We start from the raw sequence: 20,867 nt of genomic DNA, 5'->3' as shown, positions 1-20,867 counted from the left end.
CCTTACCCGGTGCATGACGCGCGCACCCGCCCGGCCGCGTGCGTGACCGAAACTACTGCGTGTGGCGATCAGTTCGCAGCTTCTGCCCTGAGCCTGCATCAGACGTCCCCATCAGGACCGCGCGCTCGCCCCCAGTCGTGCCGTCGTCGCCATGAGCGATGCCGTGAACGGATGCTCGGGAGCCGTCAGGATCCTTTGCGCAGGGCCCTGTTCGACGAGTTCCCCGGCGTCCAGGACGGCGATGCGATGGGCGACGGCCGCTGTGTCCAGGTCGTGGGTGATCAGCACCAGCGACAGGTCGTCACGGTCGCGGAGCAACGACAGGAGGACGTCGAGGATGCCCCTGCGGGTCACCGTGTCGAGCCCGGAGGTGATCTCGTCACAGACGAGCACCCGGGGCCGCGCGAGGAGGGCGCGGGCCAGGGCGGCGCGCTGGAGTTCGCCGCCGGAGAGCTGCGCGGGGTGCCGGTGTACCAGTTCCTCGGAGAGACCGAGACGCCTGAGCGTGATCAGCGCCTCGGACGCGGCCGCACGGTCGTCGGCGCCGCGCAGCCGGACCGCCGTGCGGGCGACCTGGTGCAGGATCGGGCGGTGCTCGTCGAAGGAGGCGCGTGCGTCCTGGAAGACGTACTGCACGGCCGCCAACTGCCCCCGGCTGCGGTCGCGCAGGCTGCGTGGCAGGGCAGCGCCGTCGAGGAGGACCTCGCCCTCGTGGTCGCGGTGGAGCCCGGCGAGGCATCGGGCGAGGGTGGTCTTGCCGCTGCCCGAGCGGCCGACGACGGCCAGGCATTCCCCGGCGTGCAGGGCGAGTTCGGGTGCGCGCACGGCCACGGTGGTGCCGCGTGCGCCGTCGCGGTGGCGGGCGGTGAGGTCGCGTACGCGCAGTACGGGCTCGGTGGGCGCCGGGTCGGGCCGGTCGCCCGCTTCGGCGGACGACGGCCGGGCGTCGAGGAGTTGGAGGGTCCACTCATGCTGGGGGGCGAGCCACAGTCTTTGTGCCGGACCCGACTCCACGACGCGGCCTTCCCGCATCACGTGGACCTCGTCTGCGAGCGCCCGCACCACGTCGAGATCATGGCTGAGCAGGACGACCGCGATGCCGCGTGCCGCGACCGCCGCCAACTCGTCGACGATACGGCTCTTGGTCAGGGCGTCCTGGCCCGTGGTGGGCTCGTCGGCGACGATGACGCGGGCACCGAGCAGGAGAGCCTGGGCGAGGACGACACGCTGCTGTTGTCCGCCGGAGATCTGGTGCGGATAACGGCGCAACAGGCCCTCGGCGTCAGGGAGTTGGGCATCTGTGAGAGCTTGCAGGACGCTCGCGCGGGCCGCCGCCCGGCGCTGTCTGAGGGGCAGATGGCGCACGTGGGTGCGGGCGATGTCGGTGAGGAGCGCGGTGACACGGCGGGCGGGGTTGAGGACGGCCGCCGGGTGCTGCGGCACATAGCCGACCAGGTCCTCGGATGCCACGCGGACATCGCCGGTCACGTGGGCGCCGGGCGGATACTCGCCCAGAAGGGCCAGCCCGGTCGTGGTCTTGCCGCTGCCCGAGGCGCCCACCAGCGCGGTGACCTTGCCGGGCAGCACCCTCAGGCTCACCCCGTCGACGATCGCCCGACCACCGACCTCGACCCGCAGGTCCGCGATCTCGGCCACGGGTCCCGCTTCCACGGCATCCCGGCCGGCGCTGTCGTTCTGCTGCGTCACGCCCGTCGTTCCTTCCGTCCCCGGCGCCCGCCGGGCTTCTCCAGTGCGGCGTCGAAGAGGAGGTTGGTGCCGGTGGTGAGGGCGACGATCAGCAGCGCGGGTACGACAACGGCCCACGGCTGCACGAACAGGCCCGTACGGTTGCGGTCGACCATCACCGCCCAGTCGGCGGCGTCCGGCGCGACCCCGACGCCGAGGAACGCGGCCGTGGCGACCAGGTACAGCACACCGGTCAGCCGGGTGCCGGCGTCGGCGACCAGGGTGCGCAGGATGGCGCGGCCCACGCAACCGATGGCCACACGCCACCAGCTCTCGCCCTGGAGCCGCAGCGCCTCCACGACCGGCCGGGCGGCGGCCTCCGTGGCGGCGGCCCGCACCAGGCGTGCCGCGTCCGGCACATTGATCAGGGCCACGAGGAGGGCGAGGCCGACGGCACCGGGGGAGAACACCGAGGCGACCAGCAGGATCAGCAGCAGCGACGGTACGGCGATCAGCACGTCGAGGGGCCGCATCAGCAACTCCTCCAGCAGGCGCCGATGCGTCAGCGCGGCGGCCAGACCGACCGGCAGTGCGACGAGGTAGGCCAGCGCACCGGCGCCGAGCGCGGTGAGCACGACAGGCCGACCGCCGTGCAGTACCTGCCGCCATACGTCCCGGCCCACGAAGTCCGTGCCGAGCCAGTGCCCCCCGCCGAGCGTGAAGGAGGTCGTCCGTGGGCCGGGTTCACCCGCGAACACCGGCCCCAGCAGGGCGAGGACGAGGGGTACGGCGATGATCGTGACGCCGAGCGCGAAACGGCCCGTGAGCCGTCGCCCGGCAGCGGTGGCCGTGCCGGTCTCCGTGACCGTGCCGGTCGTCACGCCGCCACCCCCGCCCGGGGCGCGAAGCGCCGGGCCACCACATCGGCGCCCAGGTTGAGGACGACCGTGAGGACGCCGAACACCACGGCGAGGCCCTGGACGACGGGTACGTCGCGTTCGGCGACGGCGTTGAGGAGGACGGTGCCGAGTCCGGGGATCACGTAGAGGGCCTCCACGACGATGACGCCGCACAGCAACCAGTCGATGGTGCGGGCGAGTTGCTGGGCGGCGGGGGCGACGGCGCCCGGGAGCGCGTGCAGGTAGCGGACCCGGGCGTCCGCGACGCCGTACCGGCGGGCGTGGGCGACGTACGGGGAGGCGAGGGCGTCGACCATGCCGGCGCGCACGAGGCGGACCAGGGAGCAGACCGGCCGGGACAGCAGGACGAGGACGGGCAGGACCAGCGCGGCCGGATGGGCGAGCAGATCGGTGCCGTAGCCGACGGCGGTCGGCGGCAGCCAGCCCAGTTTCAGTGCGAACACGGTCACCAGCAGCACTCCGAGGGCGAACTCGGGAACCGCGTACACGGCCAGCGTGACGGAACTGACCAGGCGGTCGACGAACCCGCCCTCGTGCCGGGCGGCCAGCACGCCGAGCCCGAAGCCGATCGGCACGAGCAGCGCCACGGTGAGCGCCGCCAGCAGCAGGGTCGGCCCGAAGCCGTCGGCGATGTACTGGCCGACCGGGCGGCCGGAGGCCAGGGAGGTACCGAAGTCACCGTGCAGCAGCCCGGTCGCCCAGTCGGCCAGCCGCTCGTGCACCGGCCGGTCCAGATGCATCGCCTCGCGGATGGCGGCGATACGCGCCGGGTCGGGCTGGTCCCCGGCGAGGGCAACCGCGGCGTCGCCCGGCAGCGCCTCGGTGAGCGCGAAGACGAGCAGCACCACGGCCACGGTCTGCGCGACACCGAGGATCAGCCGCCGGGCGACGAAGGAGCGAAGACCGCTCACGCGAGCCACACCTTGTCGAAGCGCGCCCAGTCGAGCGTGTTGGCGGGGGCCTTGGTCTCGACTCCCTTCACCTTGCGGGCCGTTCCGAGAATCCAGTCGGCGAACCCCCAGATCAGGAAGCCGCCCTCCGCGTACAGCCGGCGCTGCATGCGCTCGTAGACGGCGGCCCGCTCCGTCTTGTCCCGGGTGGACTGCGCCTGCTGGTACAGCGCGTCGAAGTCCTTGTGCTTCCAGTGGGTGGCGTTGGTGGTGGAGTCCGTGAGGAGGCGCTGCGAGATGTGCGCCTCGATGGGCATGGCGCCGGAGCGGTAGCAGGCCAGGGTGCCGCCGTCGAGGATGTCGGCCCAGTACGAGTCCTTGCTGCCCATCCTCACGTCGATCGTGACACCGGCCTTCGCTGCCTGGTCGCGGAAGATGCCGGCCGCCTCGGTGAATCCGGCGGCGACGGCCGACGTGTCCAGCGTGACCTTCAGCTTCTCGGCACCGGCCTGCTTCAGCAGGGCCTTGGCGCGGTCGAGGTCCTGCTCGCGCTGCGGGAGATCGGCGGCGTAGTACTCGTAGCCCTTGCCGAACAGGTCGTTGCCGACCACGCCCGCCCCGGAGAGCGCGCCGTCGACGAGTTCCTGGCGGTCGGCGATGAGGAAGAACGCCTCCCGTACCCGCTTGTCGTCGAAGGGCGCCCGATCAGTCTTCATGCAGAACGCCTGCATGGCACTGCCCCGCAGCCGGACGATCTCGATCTGCCCCTTGCCCTCATGAGCGCGCGCGGTCGTCGGATTCAGCTCGTGGGCGTACTCGACCTGGCCGCCGAGGAGCGCGTTGACGCGGGCCGACTCCTCGTTGGCGACGACGAATTCGAGCTCGTCGAGGTGCGGGGCGCCCTCCCAGTACGCGTCGTGGCGGCGGAAGACCGCCGAGCGGCCGGGGGAGAAGGACACAAAACGGAAGGGGCCGGAGCCGATCGGCTTCTGGTCGAAGTCGGAGGCGTTCTCCCCGGCGTTCTCCGGGACGATGTACGCCCCGAACGCGGCCAGCACGTTGGGGAATTCGGCTGTCGGCCGCTTGAGCACGAACTCGATGCTCCGCTCACCGGTGGCCCGGCTCGCGTCGAGGTCGATGGGCTCCAGGGACGCCTTGGCGCGGAACGCCTTCTCGGGATCGGCGATCCGGCGATAGCTGTAGAGCACGTCCTTCGCGGTGACCGGCTTGCCGTCGTGGAAGGTGGCCTCCCGCAGGGTGACCTGCCAGCGGTCCAGCGCCTTGTTCGGCTCCCACTTCGTGGCGAGGCGCGGCTGCGCGGACAGATCGGCGCCGTAGTCGGCCAGCTTGTCGAACAGCGCCTTGGCGCGGGCGACATCGGCGAACAGGTTGGCCAGGTGCGGGTCGAGGGTCTCGCTGGCACCGCCGCCCGCGAACGCGGCACGCAGCCGTCCGCCGCGCCGGGGCGTGCCGTCGCCGCCGCTCTGGTCGGCCGTGTTCTCCGTGCCGCCGCAGCCGACGAGGGCGAGGGCGGCGGCCCCGGTGGTGGCGGTGAGGAAGCCGCGTCGGCGCAGCCCGGAAAAGCGTTCGTCGTACATGACAGTCCCTTTGGGGTGTGATGGATCAGAGGGTGGTGCGCAGGCGCGCGACGAGGTGCAGTCGGTCGGCATCGGTCACCCGGCCGGGCAACTCGCCCTCCTGCCAGGGCGGTTCGGTACGCGGGCCCGGACCGTCGTGCAGCTCCAGGACCTCGAAGCCGTGCACGGCGAGGACGTGGCGCAGCTCCAGCGGGAACAACAGCCGCCAGGCGGACCGTTGTTCGCTCGCCGGTAATCCGTCGTCCGACGTCCAGACGCGGGTACGGCGCAGGAGTTGGGCGGTGCGGTCGACGGTCAGGGTGGTGGTGGACCGGTAGGCGGTGCCCTGCCAGGTGAAGGCGTTGACGGTCGGGGTGTCGAGCAGGTCGGTGCGGCCCAGGAAGTAGGCGCCGTTGCGCATCTCCGCGACCAGCAGCCCGCCGGGGGCGAGCGCGTGGTGGCAGGAGGCGAGGAAGCCGTCGAGCTGGTCGTCGGTGTGGCAGTACAGCAGGGAGCTGTCCAGGCAGACGACCGCGTCGAAGGCGGCCCGGCCCAGGTCGAAGCCGTGCAGGTCGGCCCGGACGTACGCCGGTCCGGGGTGCCGGGCCCGGGCGTGGGCCAGCATCGCCTCGGACAGGTCGGCGCCCGTCACCGTACGGCCGGCGCCGTGCAGATGGGCGGCGTCGCGGCCGGTGCCGCACCCCATGTCCAGCACCCGCGGCCCGGCCCCGTGGCGGCGCAGACAGTCCTCGGCCCAGCGTCCGGCGAGCCGGTCGGGGTCAGGGAAGCGGGCCTCGTACAGCTCGGGGTTGTCGGTGAGGAGGTTGCCGGTCGTCATGCGCTGCTCCTCTCACCGGCGGGAGCGGGCGCGACCGGAGCCGGATCCGCGGGCAGCGCGCCGAGCCGGTGCAGCAGGGCCACCCCGCCCGCTGAGGCCAGGCCGAACAGGGCGCAGCACGCCCACGGCAGCCAGGCGTGGCCGCCGCGCTCCCCGGCGTCCATGGCCCACCCGACGACGGTGTTCCCGACGGCCGCGGCGATGCCGGAGACGACGTAGAAGATCCCGAAGTACGTGCCGGTCAGCTCCGGCCGGCCGAAGCGGGGGATCAGCTCCATGACGAACGGCGAGGCGACCATGAGCCCCAGGTAGAGCAGCAGCGCGCCGAGCAGGACGGGTACGGCGTCGAGCCACCCGGCGGACCCGGCGCCCCCCACCAGGGCCGCCGGCAGGAACGCCACTCCCGTGACGGCGAGCCCGACGGCGACCCAACGTGCCCTGTTCCCACGGGACTTGAGCGACTTGGTGATCCGCAGCTGAAGTGCCAGGTTGGCGAGGGTTCCGACGAGGAAGACCAGACCGGCGGCGCCGTCCCAGCCGGTGGCCTCGCGGGCCCCGGCAGGCAGCAGCAGGTACAGCTGGTTCTCCAGGGTGAACATGCCGACCATGGCGAGGGCGAAGGCCAGGAAGGCCCGGTTGCCGAGCACCTCGCGCCAGTCCCCGAGGACACCGCTGCCGCTCGGCTCCACCTTCCGGGCGGGCAGCACCAGGGCCTGCGCGACGGTGAGGACCGCGAAGATCCCGGCGGCTGTGAGCGCGGACGTACGGAAGTCCACGAGCAGCAGCACACTGCCCAGCAGCGGACCGATCAGGGCACCGGTCGTGGCGAACACGTTGAACAGCGCGAACGCCTCCGCCTTGCGCTCCCCGGCCTCCTGCGCGAGATACGCCCGCACGGCCGGGTTGAACAGTGCACCCGCGAGCCCGCTCAGCACGGACGCGGCCAGCAGCACCGCCAGCCCGTCGCCCAGAGCGAACAATCCGAACCCCACGGTCCGCAGCGCGCACCCGGCGATGATGACGCCGCGCGCCCCGAGCCGGTCGGAGGCGGACCCGCCGATGATGAACAGGCCCTGCTGGCTGAGGTTCCGGACGCCGAGGACGACGCCGACGACCGCCGCCGACATGCCCAGGTTCTCGGTCAGGTGGGTGGCGAGGTAGGGGATGAGGAGGTAGAAGCCGATGTTGACGCCGAGTTGGTTGACCAGCAGGAGGCGGACGGCGAACGGGAAGCTGCGTATCTCATGCCACGTCTGCACGGAGCGCCTCCTTCCTCGGCCGAACTCCCAGACCGGGCAGGTCACTTGTCTGTACGAACCCGTCGCCGCCCCCGATGCCGGTCCATGGGTCGTGGGCCAGCAGCAGATGCCCGTCGAGATCGACCCAGCGGGCGCGGTCGGCGAGATGCACGGCGGGTGCCAGCCCGAGGCTGCTGGCGGTGAGGCACCCGAGCATCAGCTCGGTCCCACTGCCTTCGATCAACTCGGCGATCCGCAGGGCCGCGTGGACGCCGCCGCACTTGGCGAGCTTGACGTTGACGCCGTGCACACGCCCCGCGAGCCGGCGTACGTCCTCCAGGTCCACCGCGTCCTCGTCGGCGATGACGGGCAACGGCGAGCGCTCGGCGAGGGCCGCCAGTGCCTCCGGATCGCCGGGTGCGAGGGGTTGTTCGACGGCCTCGACGCCGAGTTCCGCGAAGCGCGGCAGCAGGGTGTCCATCTGTCCCGCCGTCCAGGCGCCGTTGGGGTCGAGGAGCAGCCGGGCCCGGGGCGCGGCGTCGCGGACGACCCGTACGCGCTCCACGTCCTCCTCGGGGTCGGCGGCCCCGGCCTTGATCTTGACGACCGCGAAGCCGCGCGCGGCGAGCCGGCGGGCCTCGGCCGCCGCACGCGTCGGCGAGGTGATGCCGATGGTCCGCGCGGTGGCCGCCACCGGTGAGGCCGCCGTGCCCAGGAGCCGGTGGACGGGGTTGCCCGCCCGCTTGCCGACGAGGTCGAGGAGCGCGGAGTCGACGGCGGCGGTGACGGCCGCGGGAGTCTCCTGGCCGGCCAGCTTGCCGTCCCGCAGGGCTTTCAGCGCGCTCTCGGGATCGGGGAAGCGTACGAGCTCCGCGGCGACGGCGGCGAAGAGCCGTTCCAGGGTGGCGGCGTCGAGTCCGTAGTACACGCTGGTGACGGCCTCGCCATGGCCGTGCAGCCCGTCGTGTTCGACGGTCAGCCACACCGCGTCGCGTGCGGACATGGTGGAGCGGGAGATGCGCAACGGCTCGGCGAGGTCGAGGCGTACGGTGCGCCGGGTGGCCTTCACAGTCTCTCTTTCGAAGGGGGGACCTTGAGCGGATCGGTGACCCTGCCGCACCGGGCCCAGCCGGCGGCCTCGGCCGCGCCGGGGTGGGGGATCTCGACGGGGCGGGTGGCGGCGGAGGCCGGGTCGAGGCTGTGCGCGGCGGCGAAGTCGTCGTCGTAGACGCTGCCGAGGTAGCGGTGCGGGCCGTCCGGGAAGACGGTGGCGACGACGGCACCCGCATGGACGCGGGCCGCCCAGGCGGCGACCAGCGCGACCGCCCCGGTGCTCCAGCCGCCGCTGACGAAGCTGCCCCGGGCGAGCCGCCGACAGCTGTCCACGGCCTCCGCCGGGCCGACCCAGTGCACCTCGTCGAAGGCGTCGTAGGCGACGTTGCGTGGATGAATGCTGCTGCCCAGACCGCGCATCAGCCTCGGCCGGGCCGGCTGGCCGAAGATCGTGGAGCCGGTGGAGTCGACGCCGATCAGGCGCAGCGCCGGCCAGTGCCGTCGCAGCGGACCGATGATGCCCGCGCTGTGGCCGCCGGTGCCGACACTGCACACCAGGACGTCCAAGTGGTCCAGCTGGACGGCGAGCTCGGCGGCCAGCGAGGCGTAACCGGCGGTGTTGTCCGGGTTGTTGTACTGGTCGGGCCAGTACGCGTCCGGCAGCACCGCGAGCAGCTCCCGCAGCCGGGCGAGGCGCGCCGCCTGCCAGCCGCCGAGGGCCGCCGGGCGGTCCACCAGCTCCAGCCGTACGCCGTGGGAGCGCAGCAACTGCCGCATGGACGGCTCCAGTTCACTGTCACCGACCAGCACGACGGGGTGGCCGAGCGCCTGCCCCGCGAAGGCCAGGCCGATACCCAGCGTGCCGGAGGTCGACTCCACCACCGGGGCGCCGGGTCGCAGTTCACCGCGCTCACGGGCGCCCATCAGCATGGACACGGCGGCCCGTGCCTTCATCCCGCCCGCCGACAGCCCTTCGAGCTTGGCCCAGAAGCCGGGCTGTGGCCCCGGCAGATCGGCGGTGATACGCGCCAGCGGCGTACGCCCGACGAGGGACAGCAGCTCGGGGCGGGCGACGGAACGCAGAGCGGTCGACGAGGTCATCGGCCGCCTCCCGGACCCGCACACGCCAGGCGGTATCGGTGCAGGATGCTCGGCCCTGCGTCCAGCCAGAAGAAGGGATACGGCTCCGCGCACACCGCACTCACCCCGTGCCCGAGGAACCGGGGCAGTACGGCGCTGCCCGTCTGCGCGAACATCACCAGCTGCTTGCCGTGCGCCAGCGCGTGCCGCCGCAACGGCTCGAATGTGTCGTTGCCCAGCGTCATACCGGAGACGAGCAACGCGTCACAGCGGTCGGCCGCGTCGAACGCGTCGGTGACGACCTCCTCGCCCCACTCGGTGAACCCGCCCTTGAGATCGCACGGCACATAGCCGAGATTCCGCGAACGCAGGGCCTCCAGAAGGGAGTTGACGACGCCGACCACGAGCACCGTGGCGCCCGGCGGCAGATCGAGCAACTCGACGACGGCCCCCGCCCGTGCCCGGGACTTCTCCAGCGAGGTCCCGGCGGACAACGCGAACGGGCGCGCCCCGTGATCCGGTGTGTGCGGGGTGACATGCGCCAGGTAGGCGTCGAGCGCGGCCACCCGCACCGGCACCAGCGGATGGTCCAGCAGCCGGGCCACATCGGCGCCCACACAGTCGTCGATCGCCGCGTCGGGCAGGGCGCCGGGCTCGACCGCGCACGAGCCGACGGCCCCGGCGAGCCGGAGGCTCAGCACCTCGTTGCGGTACCCGGTGCCCCGCCCGTCGTGCCGTACCGCCTGCCGCGTCGCGAACGCCACCGCGATCCGCAGCGTCCGCGGATCCGGCCCCAACTCACCGGCCCGGACCCGCTCCACCAGTTCCTCGTACGTGGCCGCGCCCGCCACCGACGTGGCGGCGGTCACCGGATCACCAGCCCGGAGCGCAACTCGCCCAGCAGTGCCTCGACCCGCTCGCGCGCCCCCAGCCCCTCCGGGTCTCCGACCATGACATGCCCGAGGTACTCGTTGTTGCTGCCCGCCGCCTTGACCTGTCGCCCCGGCTCGGCGAGCTGTGCCTCCAACACACCCGGTGCGGCGGTGAGTTGCCCACCGTCCAGCGCTTCGAGCGTGCCCGACGTCTCCGGTATGAGGAAGCCGACGGCGGCGCTGCGCAGTCCGGTCTCCCGGCGCCGCAGGTCGGGTTCGCGGCCGAGGGCCACCTCCACGGCGGCCGCGGCCAGGTCGATGCCGGTGACGTGGCGGACCAACTCGGTGATGCGGTTCCCGGCGGGCCGGGGGTTGACCTCGACGACCCTCGGCCCGGACGGGGTCAGTTTGATCTCGGTGTGCGCCACGACCCCGTCGGTCAGCCCGAGCGCCTTCAGCGCGCCGAGTGCGGTCTGCTCGGCGGCCTCCGTGTCGGCCGCCGGCAGAGCGGCGGGGAACATGTGCCCGGTCTCGATGAACGCCGGTGCCCCGCCGATGCTCTTGTCGGTCACGCCCACGACCTGGACCGCACCCGCGTGCGACACGGTTTCGACACTCACCTCGGGACCGGTCAGCAACTCCTCGAGCAGCACGGCGGGCACCCGCCGCTGACCGCGCGCGTTGAGCGGAAAGTCTGCCAACGCCCGTACCGCAGCCGTGAGTTCGGCTTCGTCCTCCACCCGCCGTACGTACATGCCCGCGCACAGGTCGACGGGCTTCACGACCAGCGGATAGCCGATCTCCCGCGCGGCCCGGGCGAGGTCGGCCCACTCCTCATGGAGGGCGAAACGGGGTCCGGGCACCCCCGCGTCGGCGAGCACGCGGCGGGTGGCGTCCTTGCGGCAGGCGTCGTGGACCGCCTCCGGACCCGGGCCGGGCAGCCCGAGGTGACCGGCGATGCGCGCCACCGTCGGCAGGTAGTAGTCGCAGGAGGAGATCACTCCGTCGAACCCGAGGACCGAGTGCAGCCGGGTGACTTCCGGAAGGAGGGTTTCGGTGTCGTTGGTGTCCGCGGTGACCACGTTCCGCGCGCCGAGCAGCGGATGTGCCGTCCCCTCCGGGGCCGCGCGCAGGTAGTGGTGCAGGTCGCGGGTGAGGAAGGTGAACTCGTGCCCGCCCTCCCGGATCGCGCGTGGCAGCAGCCTGCTCATCGATCCGACCCAGCTCTCGACCACCAACAGATGAGCCACAGCTCCCCTTTTCGTGCGGTGCGGTTCAGCGTCAGGGCAGCCCGACGACGCCTCGACGAGGAGGCGACCGGCTTGACGTGGGAACCTTATCGATAATCATTTTCATTGTCATGTGGGTTGGAGGGGTGAACTTCGGCGCTCTTCCGGGCCGACGTCCCCGATTGCTGGGCCCGGCCTATCCGATCTCGACCACGCGGGCCCAGTCGGGCGGGCGGTCCGGTACGTAGTCGGGATCGTTCTCGTCCCATGAGCCGTCCGAATACGGCCGTGAGAACAGGCCGACCACGGTCCGGCACGGCGGTCGGGTGGCGGGCCAGGGGGTCTGTCCGTCGGTGAGGACGACGATGACGTCGGGCGGGGACTGGGCGCGCAGCGCCGCGCGGAAACCCGTACGCAGATCCGTGCCACCGCCACCCACCAGGGGGATGCCTTCGGCCCGGCACAGCGAATGGGTGATCCGGGCGTCCGCGTCGCACGGCACCACGGTGACCAGGTCGCGCCGGCCGCCCAGGGCGCTGCAGATCGCGGCGACCTCCAGGAGCGCGCTGCCCAGTTCGGCGTCACTGACCGACCCCGAGGTGTCGATGACCACGGAGACCCGGGGCGGCCTGCGCCGCAGGCTCGGCAGGACGACCCCGGGCACCCCGGCCGAGCGCCGCGCCGGCCGCCCGTAGGTGTAGTCCTCGCCCGCGCCGGAGCCGGACGCCGCCGAGCGGACGGCCGCGCCCAGCAACTCCCGCCACGGCTGCGGCGGATGGAACGCCTCCTCCGCCCACCGCTGCCAGCCCTCCGGGGCGCTCCCCGGCCGGCCCTTGATGCCTTGCGCCACCCGGAACCGGACCGCGTCCCGTTCCTGCTCGCTCAGGCCGTGCGCGCCGTCCGGGCCGAGGTCCCACTCCCGGTCCAGCCCGTCGGCGCCGCTGCCGCAGTCCAGCCAGGCCAGTGCCTGCATACGCGGCCCGAGCCGGATGTCGTCCAGATACTCCTCCATGAGCTGCCCCTCGGGCAGCCGGAAGGTCCCCGGTTCGACCACGCCCTTCGGCTTCACCAACCCGTCGCCGTACACGTCGTCGTTGATCTCGCAGTCCGCGGCGAGGTTCATCCGCAGCCGTTCCCCGGCGCCGGTCAGCCCGCGCTCCCGGGCGACCCGGTCGCCGCGCCCGTGATGGTCGCGGAGCAGATGCGACACCTCGTGCACCCATACGCCCGCCAACTCCTCCACCGGCGTCCGGTCCACGAAGACCGGTGAGACATAACACCGCCAGTACCGGTCCACGGCCATCGTCAGCACCTGCCGGGACTCGACGGGGTGCAGGGCGAACAGCGCCGACGCCAGGTAGGGCCGGGCCCGGGCGGCCTGCAGCCGGGCGGTGAAGAGCTTGTCGCGGTCCAGGGGGCGCGGTGTTGTCGTGCCGGCTGCCCGGGAAGCGGTCGGCATTGTCCCGGCCGTCCTCGTTGAGGTCGTGCTTGTGGCGGCCGCCGTCGCCCCGGGCATCCTGGTCCCGGTTGTCGTGCCATCGGCTGTCCTCGTCCCGGTTGTCGGGCCATCGGCTGTCCTCGTCCCGCGCGTTCTCGTCTCGGTCGCCCTGGGCTCGGCGGTACTCGGCCCGGTCGCCGTTGTCTCGGCCGCTTCCGTCCCCGACGCGCCGCTCCCGGGCACCCCCGTCCGTGTGGCCCCCGTCCCGGGCATGCTCGTCCCGTCCTCGCTCGTCCCGTCCGTGCTCATCGCGCCGCCTTCCTCGCGGTCTTGGCGCGGGCCGCCGCCTCGTCCGCGCGCCGGGACAGGGAGACGACTCCCGCGAGCTTCTCGATCGACTCGGGGACGTCCCAGTCCTCGCGGCGCAGTGCGGCGAGGGTGGTCGCGGGGACGACCACCAGGTCCGGGGCGCCCGTCTCCACCGCGTGGACGAGGAGCGCCCACGCGGCGTCCCAGCGTGACTTCTCGGGGCGGTTGCGTACCGCTGCCACGACCCCGTCGAGCACGGCCTGGCGCAGATCGCCCCGCTCGGGCAGTACGGCACCCGCCGGGTCGGCGAGCAGTTCCTCGGGATCCGGGAGGTCCAACCGGTCCAGGCTCGCCAGCAACTCCAGCCCGGGCCCGTCTCCCACGGTGCCCCTGACCAGCAGGGAGAGTACGTCCCGGGAGACCCCGGAGGCGGTGGCGAAGGCGGTCAGGTGCAGAGTCATCTCCCAGCTGCGCGGCGACGGCCACGGGCCGCCCCGGCGGCTTTCGCTGCTGGGCAGCTGGTGCACGAGTTTGGGGCGGGCGGCGAGCAGCCCGCACACCGCGCGACGGGCGAAGTCGACGGCTTCCGCGAGCCGTTCCGGGGCGAGCCGCGGCAGGGTGGCCCTGGGCCAGGTCCCGCCGAGGCCGCGTACGACGACCTCGTGGTCGTGGGTCCACTGAAGGTGCACGAACCGGTTGGCGAGCGGCGGGCTCAGCTCCCAGCCGTCGGCGGCCGAGGACCGCGGGTTGGCGGCGGCCACGATCCGGACGCCGGGCGGCAGTTGCAGCGCGCCGATCCTCCGCTCCAGCACCAGCCGGAGCAGCGCGGCCTGCACGGCGGGGGGCGCGGTCGACAACTCGTCCAGGAACAGCAGCCCCCGCCCGGCCCGCACCAGCCGCACTGCCCAGTCCGGCGGCGCCATGGGCACCCCCTGCTCCGCCGGGTCGTCTCCCACGATGGGCAGTCCCGAGAAGTCGGACGGCTCGTGCACGCTCGCGATCACGGTGGTCAGCGGAAGGTCCAGCGCCGCGGCGAGCTGCGTCAACGCCGCGGTCTTGCCGATCCCCGGCTCACCCCACAGCAGTACGGGCAGATCGGCGGCGACGGCCAGGGTCAACGCCTCCAACTGTGTGTCGGGGCGAGGTTCGGTGGTGGTCGTACGCAGCAGGCTCAACAGGTTGCCCGCGACGTCGAGTTGGGAGGCGTGGGCTTGGTCGGTGGGCGGGGCGGAGAGGGTGCTGGGCAGGGCGAACGGAGTGCAAGTGGGCATGTTTGATCACCTTTGGGTGTGTGAGGAACGCGTGCGTGAAGGGGCGCGGGGGCGGGCCCCCGCCGTGATGCGATGCGAACGGGTGGGGAGGACAGCCCCGGGTCAGAAGAAGGTGGCGTTGCGTGAGCGGAGCTCGCGGGAAGGGCGGCGGCGGTCGCTGAGGCGGATGCGGCGTGGGCCGGGGCCGGTCAGGCCCGACCGGTACAACCCGTAGGTGATCCGCCGCCGCGCGGCCTCCTCCAACTCGTCCCGCAGCGCGCCCTCGCGCAGCAGTGCGTCCGGGCCCAGCAGACCCTCGACGACGCTCAGCGCACCGGCGATGTCGCCGTGGTCGAGGCGTTCCCGCACACCGGACAGGCAGTCCGGGCGGCGGTGCGCCTCGTCGATGGCCTGCAGACAGGGGAGCGGCGTACCGGTCAGCGCGACCAGCAGTTCCTCCCGCCGGAGCTCGGCCGGGTCGTGGTCCAGCGGGGCCAGTACGCCATCGACCAAACCGATCCGATGCTGAACTCCCCGGCAGTCCACGAGCCGCGGCTGCCCCGCCCGTTCCGGCGCCCGGGCCGAAGCCGACGGCACGTGATCCGGTACGAGTGCGGAGGCGACCAGCGGATGCAGCCGGTCGGCCTCGATCGCACCGGCACGGATCAGTTCCAGGTCGGGCAGCACCCAGGTCGCCGCGTCGGGCAGCACCGGCAGTGAACTGCAGGCCCTGTCGTCGCCGTTCACCCCCGCGAGGCGCGGACCAGGCGGTCCGTGCCCGACGCCGTCGGCCTCCGCCCCCGGCGCCACGTGCAGGACCAGTCGGCGGCGGGCCCCGAACCGCACCAGGACGGCACCGTCGGACCGCCCCTCGGCACGCAGCACGATCCCCGCCTCCTCCGCCCACCGGTCGACGGCACAGCCCCGCTCCAGCGGCACGAGCCCCGACAACTCCGGGTCCCGTACGGACGGTTCGGCGGCGGACGGCGCCTCGGCCCCCGAGCGGATCCGCAGCTCACCCGCCCTGCGCGCGTCCCACAGATGGCGGTGCAGATCGAAGCGGAACCGCCGGCTGGGACGAGGACGCGGATGCCGACATCCGTCGACCTCGCCGCGGGACCCGTCCCACAGCGCGAGGCCGATCCGCTGACCGGCGTCCGCCCACGCGGGCGGGGTACGGACCACGAGATGCACGGGGTACGGGCCGTCGCGCCCGGCGGCCTCGTACCGGGCCAGCGTGATGGTCAGGCCCGGCCGCAGCAACCCGTCGGGAGCGATCCTCGGCATGTGCCAGCGCAGCAGGTCGGGCGCCAAATGCCGTAGGTCGTCCCGCAGTCGGGCCGCGACGTCCTGGCCGTAATCATGCGTCACGGTACGCGGATTGAGGTCGACGTCGACGCCTGCCGCGGCACACGCCCCTGCCCAGTCGCCGAGAGCACGGCGGGCGGTGGCGGTCTCGATCATCGACGGCGGCACGGCGAACTCTCGCACGCGCGACCAGTAGGAAAGGCGGGAATCCCCGTTCGCGATGTGAGTGAGCATCAGCACTCACCTTGCGCGGACGGAACCCCCATTCTGCCAATGGAGTGAGTCATCATCGCGGCGATGGTAGCGCCCACAGCCTCGACCCGCACACATGTTTTCCAGGCGAGCAAGGAGACCAGGTGCCCATGAACCCCCTCGCGGCCCAGTCCATCAGCACCCGGCGGCTGGACCTGCTGCCGCTTCGCGTCGAGCACGCCGAGGAGATGGCCGCTGTGCTGTCCGATCCGGCCCTGCACACCTTCATCGGCGGCACTCCGGACACCCCGCAAGCCCTGCGGTCGCGCTATCAGCGCCTGACCGCAGGCTCTCCCGATCCGGCCGTGTCCTGGCTGAACTGGGTGATCCGGCTGCGTGACGCCTCCTGCCTGACCGGCACGGTCCAGGCGACGATCAGCTTCTCCGACCGCGATTACAACCATGACCGCGACTACAACCATGACCGCGACTACAACTACGACCGCGACTACAACCACGTCCGCGACCACGGCCCCGTCGCCGAGATCGCCTGGGTGGTGGGAACCCCGTGGCAGGGAAGGGGCATCGCCGTCGAAGCGGCCCAAGGACTCGTCGACTGGCTCAGCCGACAGCCCGTGCGGACCCTCCGGGCCCATGTCCACCCCGACCATCGGGCATCCGCCGCCGTCGCGACCGCCGCAGGTCTCACCCCCACCGACGAATGGCACGAAGGCGAGATCCGGTGGACCCGGAGCATCAGGCGATGACTCCACCGATCCGGCCTGGTGCGGGCGCTCGCCCGCTGCCACCCTGGACGCCCGTACGCGATCCGCTCAGGAGGCCGACATGGTCAAGCCGTCCGTTCTCGCAGGTCTGGTGTCCGGGATGCGTAGTGGCGCGATCGAAGTCGTCGACCTCACGTCACCGCTGTCGTCGTCGACGCCGGTGATCCAGCTGCCGCCCGAGTTCGGCCAGACCCAGGTGTTCGAACTGGAGGAGATCAGCCGGTACGACGACCGAGGCCCCGCCTGGTACTGGAACAACTTCCGCAGCGGTGAGCACACCGGCACCCACTTCGACGCCCCGGTCCACTGGGTCTCGGGGAAGGATCTGGACGATGTCGCGTCCGTGCCGGCACGCCGGCTGATCGCCCCCGCGGCCGTACTGGACTTCACCGCCGAGGCCGCGGCGGACCCCGACTTCCTCGTCGAGGTGGACCACATCAAGGCATGGGAGACCCACAACGGGCCCTTGCCCGAAGGCGGTTGGCTGTTGCTGCGCACGGGCTGGGACTCCCGCGCCCACTCCCAGGAGACGTTCCTCAACGCCGACGCGAACGGCCCGCACACGCCCGGCCTGTCCGCGGAGTGTGCCCGCTGGGTGGCGCAGGAGACGCCGGTGATCGGCCTCGGCGTCGAGACGGTCGGCACCGACGCCGGACGCGCGCACTCCTTCGACCCGGTCTTCCCGTGCCACTCCTACTTCCTGGGCAACGACAAGTACGGCCTGACCCAGCTCCGCAACCTCGCGGCCCTGCAGCCGACCGGAGCCGTCGTCATCGCGGGCCCGCTGCCCATCGTCGCCGGTTCCGGGTCCCCCGCACGGGTCCTCGCCCTGGTGGAGCGCTCATGAAGGTCGCCGAAGCGGTCGGCCGAGCCCTGCACGCGTCCGGGATCGACCATGTCTTCGGTGTGGTCGGCTCCGGCAACTTCCACCTCACCAACGCCCTGGTGGCGGCCGGCGCACGGTTCGTCGCCGCGCGCCACGAGGGCGGCGCCGCGACCATGGCCGACGCGTACGCACGCACGAGCGGCACCCCGGCCGCGCTCAGCGTGCACCAGGGCCCCGGCCTGACCAACGCCATGACCGGCATCGCCGAGGCGGCCAAGAGCCGTACACCGCTCCTCGTACTGGCGGCCGAGGCGAACCAACCGACCTCCAACTTCCGCATCGATCAGGAGGCGTTGGCACACGCGGTCGGAGCGACAGCCGCCCGCATCACCTCGGCCGACTCCGCCGTGGCGGAGGCCTGCGAAGCCGTACGACTGGCCCTTCACGAACGACGGACCGTACTCCTCAACCTGCCCCTGGACGTGCAGGCCCAGGACGCCCCCGCCAACGCCCTGAGTCCGGTCGAGCCGCCCGCCGCCCGCGAGCCGGTCGTGCCGGACGCGGCCCAAGTGACGGCGCTGTCAAGGGAGTTGGAGGCATCCAGGCGGCCGGTGTTCGTGGCCGGTCGGGGCGCCCGCACGCCCGCCTCCCGCGATGCCCTCGTCTCCCTCGCCGACCGCCATGGCGCGCTGCTGGCCACCTCCGCCGTCGCCCGCGGACTCTTCCACGGCCACCCCTGGTCGCTCGACGTCTCCGGAGGCTTCGCCTCGCCCCTGGCGGCCGAGCTCATCCAGGGAGCTGACCTGATCGTCGGCTGGGGCTGCACACTGAACATGTGGACCATGCGCCACGGCAGCCTGATCGGCCCGGACACCACCGTCGTACAGGTCGACGACGACCCCTCGGCGCTCGGCGCGCACCGCCCGGTGCACCTGGGCGTCAACGGGGATGTGGAACTGACGGCACGCCAGGCACTCGCGGCGGCCCCCGACGGGCCACAGCAGGGCTACCGCACCCCCGACACCGGCGCCGCCCTCGCCGCCCGCCTGCGCTGGCGGGACGTGCCGTACGAGGACGAGACCGGCCGCGACCGGATCGACCCGCGTACCCTGAGCATCGCACTCGACGACATCCTGCCCACCGAACGCGTGCTCGGCGTGGACTCCGGCAACTTCATGGGCTACCCCAGCATGTACCTGTCCGTCCCGGACCACGACGGCTTCTGCTTCACCCAGGCCTTCCAGTCCATCGGCCTCGGCCTCGCCACCACCATCGGCGCGGCACTCGCCCGCCCCGACCGCCTGCCGGTGGCCGCCCTCGGCGACGGCGGCGCGCTGATGAGCGCCGCCGAACTCGACACCGTACGACGGCTCGGCCTGCCCATGGTCGTCATCGTGTACAACGACGAGTCCTACGGCGCCGAGGTCCACCACTTCGGCCCCGACGGCCACCCCCTCGACACCGTCACCTTCCCCCCGACCGACATCGCCGCCCTCGCCCGCGGCTACGGCTTCGACGCCGTCACCGTACGCACCCCCACCGACCTCGAACCCGTCGAGGACTGGGCCACCGGCCCCCGCACCACGCCCCTCCTCATCGACGCCAAGGTCACCACCGACCACGGCTCCTGGTGGCTGCAGGAGGCGTTCCGCGGACACTGACGTTCACCGAGAGGCCCGAGTGGTGGCGGTCAGGGCACGGGCGTACCGTCGAACAGTGGACGCAGGAGTGGACGGGACCGTTCACCGACCTGCGTGACCTTCTGTGACCTCTGTCGAGTGACACGCAGCGATTCGTCATGAGCAGCAGCCCGCAGCCGAGTTCTCCGGCCGAGACCACCACCCAGGAATCGGGTGGTGGCGGAAGCGCGATGGCGCTGTTGGTCATCGCGTCGTGTCAGCTGATGGTGGTGCTGGACATCACCATCGTGAACATCGCGCTGCCGCACATCCAGAGGTCCCTGGACTTCTCGACCACGAGCCTGTCCTGGGTGGTCAACGCGTACACCCTGACGTTCGGCGGTCTGTTGCTGCTCGGCGGCCGGGCCGGGGACATTCTCGGGCGGCGGCGGGTCTTCATCTTCGGAGTCCTGCTCTTCGTGCTGGCCTCCCTCCTCGGCGGTTTCGCCCAGAACTCGGGTCAACTGCTCGCCGCCCGTGCCCTCCAGGGCGTCGGCGGCGCCATCGCCTCCCCGACCTCCCTCGCGCTGATCAGCACGACCTTCCGCGAAGGCCCGGAACGCAACCGGGCGTTCGGGGTGTTCGCCGCGGTCTCGGCCGGCGGCGGCGCGATCGGGCTGCTCGCGGGCGGGATGCTCGTGGAGTGGCTGAACTGGCGCTGGGTGTTCTTCGTCAACGTACCGATCGGGCTGCTCATAGCCCTGGCCACCCCCCGCTGGATCAGGGAGTCCGAACGTCATCCGGGCCACTTCGACATCACCGGCGCGCTCACCTCCACCGCGGGCATGGTCCTGCTGGTGTACGGGTTCATCCGGGCCGCCCAGGACGGCTGGCGGGACCCGCTGACGCTGGCCTCGTTCGCCGGGGCCGTCGTCCTGCTCGCGGTGTTCCTACTGGTGGAGAGGCGTTCCCGACAGCCGATCACCCCACTGCACATGTTCGCCGACCGCAACCGCGCGGGCACGTACGGCATCATGCTGTGCCTGGCCGCAGCGATCTTCGGCATGTTCTTCTTCCTGACGCTCTTCGTACAGAACGTGCTGGACTTCAGCCCCCTGGCCACCGGCTTCGCGTTCCTGCCGGTCAGCGCGGTCATCGCGGTCGGCGCCGGGCTGGCGTCCCGGTTCCTGCCCGTGTACGGGCCCAAGCCGTTCATGGTGGTCGGCGCGATCCTGTCCGCGGCAGGACTCGCCTGGCTGACGCTGACCGACGTCCACTCCACCTACGCCGGCAGCGTCCTCGGTCCGATCCTCGTCTTCAGTCTGGGCATGGGCATGGAGTTCGTCTCGCTGACCCTGATGGCGCTGTCCAACGTCCGCACCCAGGAGACCGGCGCGGCCTCCGGGCTCCTCAACGCAACCCAGCAGGTCGGCGGTTCACTCGGCCTGTCCATCCTCGTCACCATGTTCGGCACGGCCAGCAGGAACGAGGCCGAGGAGCAGATCCCCCGCTTCCTCTCCCAGGCGACCCCGGCCGAGCGCCTGCGGTTCGAACGCACCGGGCAGCTCCCGCCGCCCTGGTCCGACGAGGTCCTCACGGCCGGGATCTCGGCCGCCTTCGTCATGGCGGCGATCTTCACCGTGATCGCCGCGCTGATCGCCCTCCTGGCCATCCAGGTCCGGGCGTCCGACCTGGAGCGCCTCAAGGGCGGGACGGGTCCCGGCCCGCTCTGACGCCGGGATGCCGTCCGTGCTCTC

17 protein-coding genes are annotated in these 20,867 nt (G+C 72.3%); 4 read left to right on the top strand and 13 right to left on the bottom strand.

All coding sequences use genetic code 11. The features are described from left to right. Positions 1-111 precede the first annotated feature (111 nt). The 13 genes from CES90_RS25120 to CES90_RS25060 all read right to left on the bottom strand — a co-directional run bounded on the left by CES90_RS25120 (position 112) and on the right by CES90_RS25060 (position 15,922). Entirely contained in the window at positions 112-1,707 is a 1,596-nt protein-coding gene (locus CES90_RS25120; RefSeq protein WP_189783561.1) for an ABC transporter ATP-binding protein, read from the bottom strand. After that, positions 1,704-2,567, bottom strand: coding sequence for an ABC transporter permease (locus CES90_RS25115; RefSeq protein ID WP_189783562.1), 864 nt, complete (start codon positions 2,565-2,567; stop codon positions 1,704-1,706). The genes CES90_RS25120 and CES90_RS25115 overlap by 4 nt, the downstream gene beginning before the upstream one ends. Then, complete coding sequence (locus CES90_RS25110) at positions 2,564-3,517, bottom strand: ABC transporter permease (RefSeq protein WP_189783563.1); 954 nt, start codon at positions 3,515-3,517, stop codon at positions 2,564-2,566. The genes CES90_RS25115 and CES90_RS25110 overlap by 4 nt, the downstream gene beginning before the upstream one ends. Then, a complete protein-coding gene (locus tag CES90_RS25105; RefSeq protein WP_189783564.1) occupies positions 3,514-5,094 on the bottom strand; it encodes an ABC transporter substrate-binding protein in 1,581 nt (526 codons plus the stop codon). Before CES90_RS25105 ends, CES90_RS25110 begins: the two co-directional genes overlap by 4 nt. A 25-nt stretch (positions 5,095-5,119) precedes the next feature. After that, complete coding sequence (locus CES90_RS25100; protein WP_189783565.1) at positions 5,120-5,911, bottom strand: class I SAM-dependent DNA methyltransferase; 792 nt, start codon at positions 5,909-5,911, stop codon at positions 5,120-5,122. Beyond that, positions 5,908-7,170, bottom strand: a complete 1,263-nt coding sequence (locus CES90_RS25095) for an MFS transporter (RefSeq protein ID WP_189783566.1) — start codon at positions 7,168-7,170, stop codon at positions 5,908-5,910. The genes CES90_RS25100 and CES90_RS25095 overlap by 4 nt, the downstream gene beginning before the upstream one ends. Beyond that, entirely contained in the window at positions 7,154-8,218 is a 1,065-nt protein-coding gene (locus tag CES90_RS25090; protein WP_189783567.1) for a dipeptide epimerase, read from the bottom strand. The genes CES90_RS25095 and CES90_RS25090 overlap by 17 nt, the downstream gene beginning before the upstream one ends. Further along, a complete protein-coding gene (locus CES90_RS25085; protein WP_189783568.1) occupies positions 8,215-9,303 on the bottom strand; it encodes a PLP-dependent cysteine synthase family protein in 1,089 nt (362 codons plus the stop codon). Before CES90_RS25085 ends, CES90_RS25090 begins: the two co-directional genes overlap by 4 nt. After that, positions 9,300-10,151, bottom strand: coding sequence for a Rossmann-like domain-containing protein (locus CES90_RS25080; protein WP_189783569.1), 852 nt, complete (start codon positions 10,149-10,151; stop codon positions 9,300-9,302). The genes CES90_RS25085 and CES90_RS25080 overlap by 4 nt, the downstream gene beginning before the upstream one ends. After that, positions 10,148-11,404: an ATP-grasp domain-containing protein gene (locus tag CES90_RS25075; RefSeq protein ID WP_189783570.1), complete on the bottom strand. Its 1,257-nt coding sequence runs from the start codon at positions 11,402-11,404 to the stop codon at positions 10,148-10,150. Before CES90_RS25075 ends, CES90_RS25080 begins: the two co-directional genes overlap by 4 nt. Positions 11,405-11,579: 175 nt before the next feature. Continuing rightward, positions 11,580-12,842: a vWA domain-containing protein gene (locus CES90_RS25070; RefSeq protein ID WP_229913884.1), complete on the bottom strand. Its 1,263-nt coding sequence runs from the start codon at positions 12,840-12,842 to the stop codon at positions 11,580-11,582. Positions 12,843-13,126: 284 nt separating this feature from the next. After that, positions 13,127-14,401 (bottom strand): AAA family ATPase, encoded by a 1,275-nt coding sequence (locus tag CES90_RS25065; protein ID WP_189783572.1) that lies wholly within the window; start codon positions 14,399-14,401, stop codon positions 13,127-13,129. 102 nt (positions 14,402-14,503) lie between these two features. Further along, positions 14,504-15,922 carry a hypothetical protein gene (locus tag CES90_RS25060; RefSeq protein ID WP_189783573.1) on the bottom strand — a complete coding sequence of 473 codons (1,419 nt, stop codon included), beginning with the start codon at positions 15,920-15,922 and terminating at the stop codon, positions 14,504-14,506. A 128-nt stretch (positions 15,923-16,050) separates the two neighbouring features. On the opposite strand from CES90_RS25060, the gene CES90_RS25055 reads away from it, so the two are divergent. From CES90_RS25055 to CES90_RS25040, 4 genes are all read left to right on the top strand, one after another. Then, positions 16,051-16,647 (top strand): GNAT family N-acetyltransferase, encoded by a 597-nt coding sequence (locus CES90_RS25055; RefSeq protein ID WP_189783627.1) that lies wholly within the window; start codon positions 16,051-16,053, stop codon positions 16,645-16,647. A gap of 79 nt (positions 16,648-16,726) precedes the next feature. Continuing rightward, positions 16,727-17,512, top strand: coding sequence for a cyclase family protein (locus tag CES90_RS25050; protein ID WP_189783574.1), 786 nt, complete (start codon positions 16,727-16,729; stop codon positions 17,510-17,512). After that, positions 17,509-19,152, top strand: coding sequence for a thiamine pyrophosphate-binding protein (locus CES90_RS25045; RefSeq protein ID WP_189783575.1), 1,644 nt, complete (start codon positions 17,509-17,511; stop codon positions 19,150-19,152). Before CES90_RS25050 ends, CES90_RS25045 begins: the two co-directional genes overlap by 4 nt. Before the next feature lie 137 nt (positions 19,153-19,289). Next, positions 19,290-20,843: an MFS transporter gene (locus CES90_RS25040; protein ID WP_189783576.1), complete on the top strand. Its 1,554-nt coding sequence runs from the start codon at positions 19,290-19,292 to the stop codon at positions 20,841-20,843. Positions 20,844-20,867 lie beyond the last annotated feature (24 nt).

Source organism: Streptomyces capitiformicae, assembly GCF_002214185.1.
Classification (GTDB): Bacteria; Actinomycetota; Actinomycetes; order Streptomycetales; family Streptomycetaceae; genus Streptomyces; species Streptomyces capitiformicae.
The sequence above is the reverse complement of the archived record's forward strand: the minus strand, read 5'-3'. Positions and strand labels throughout refer to the sequence as shown.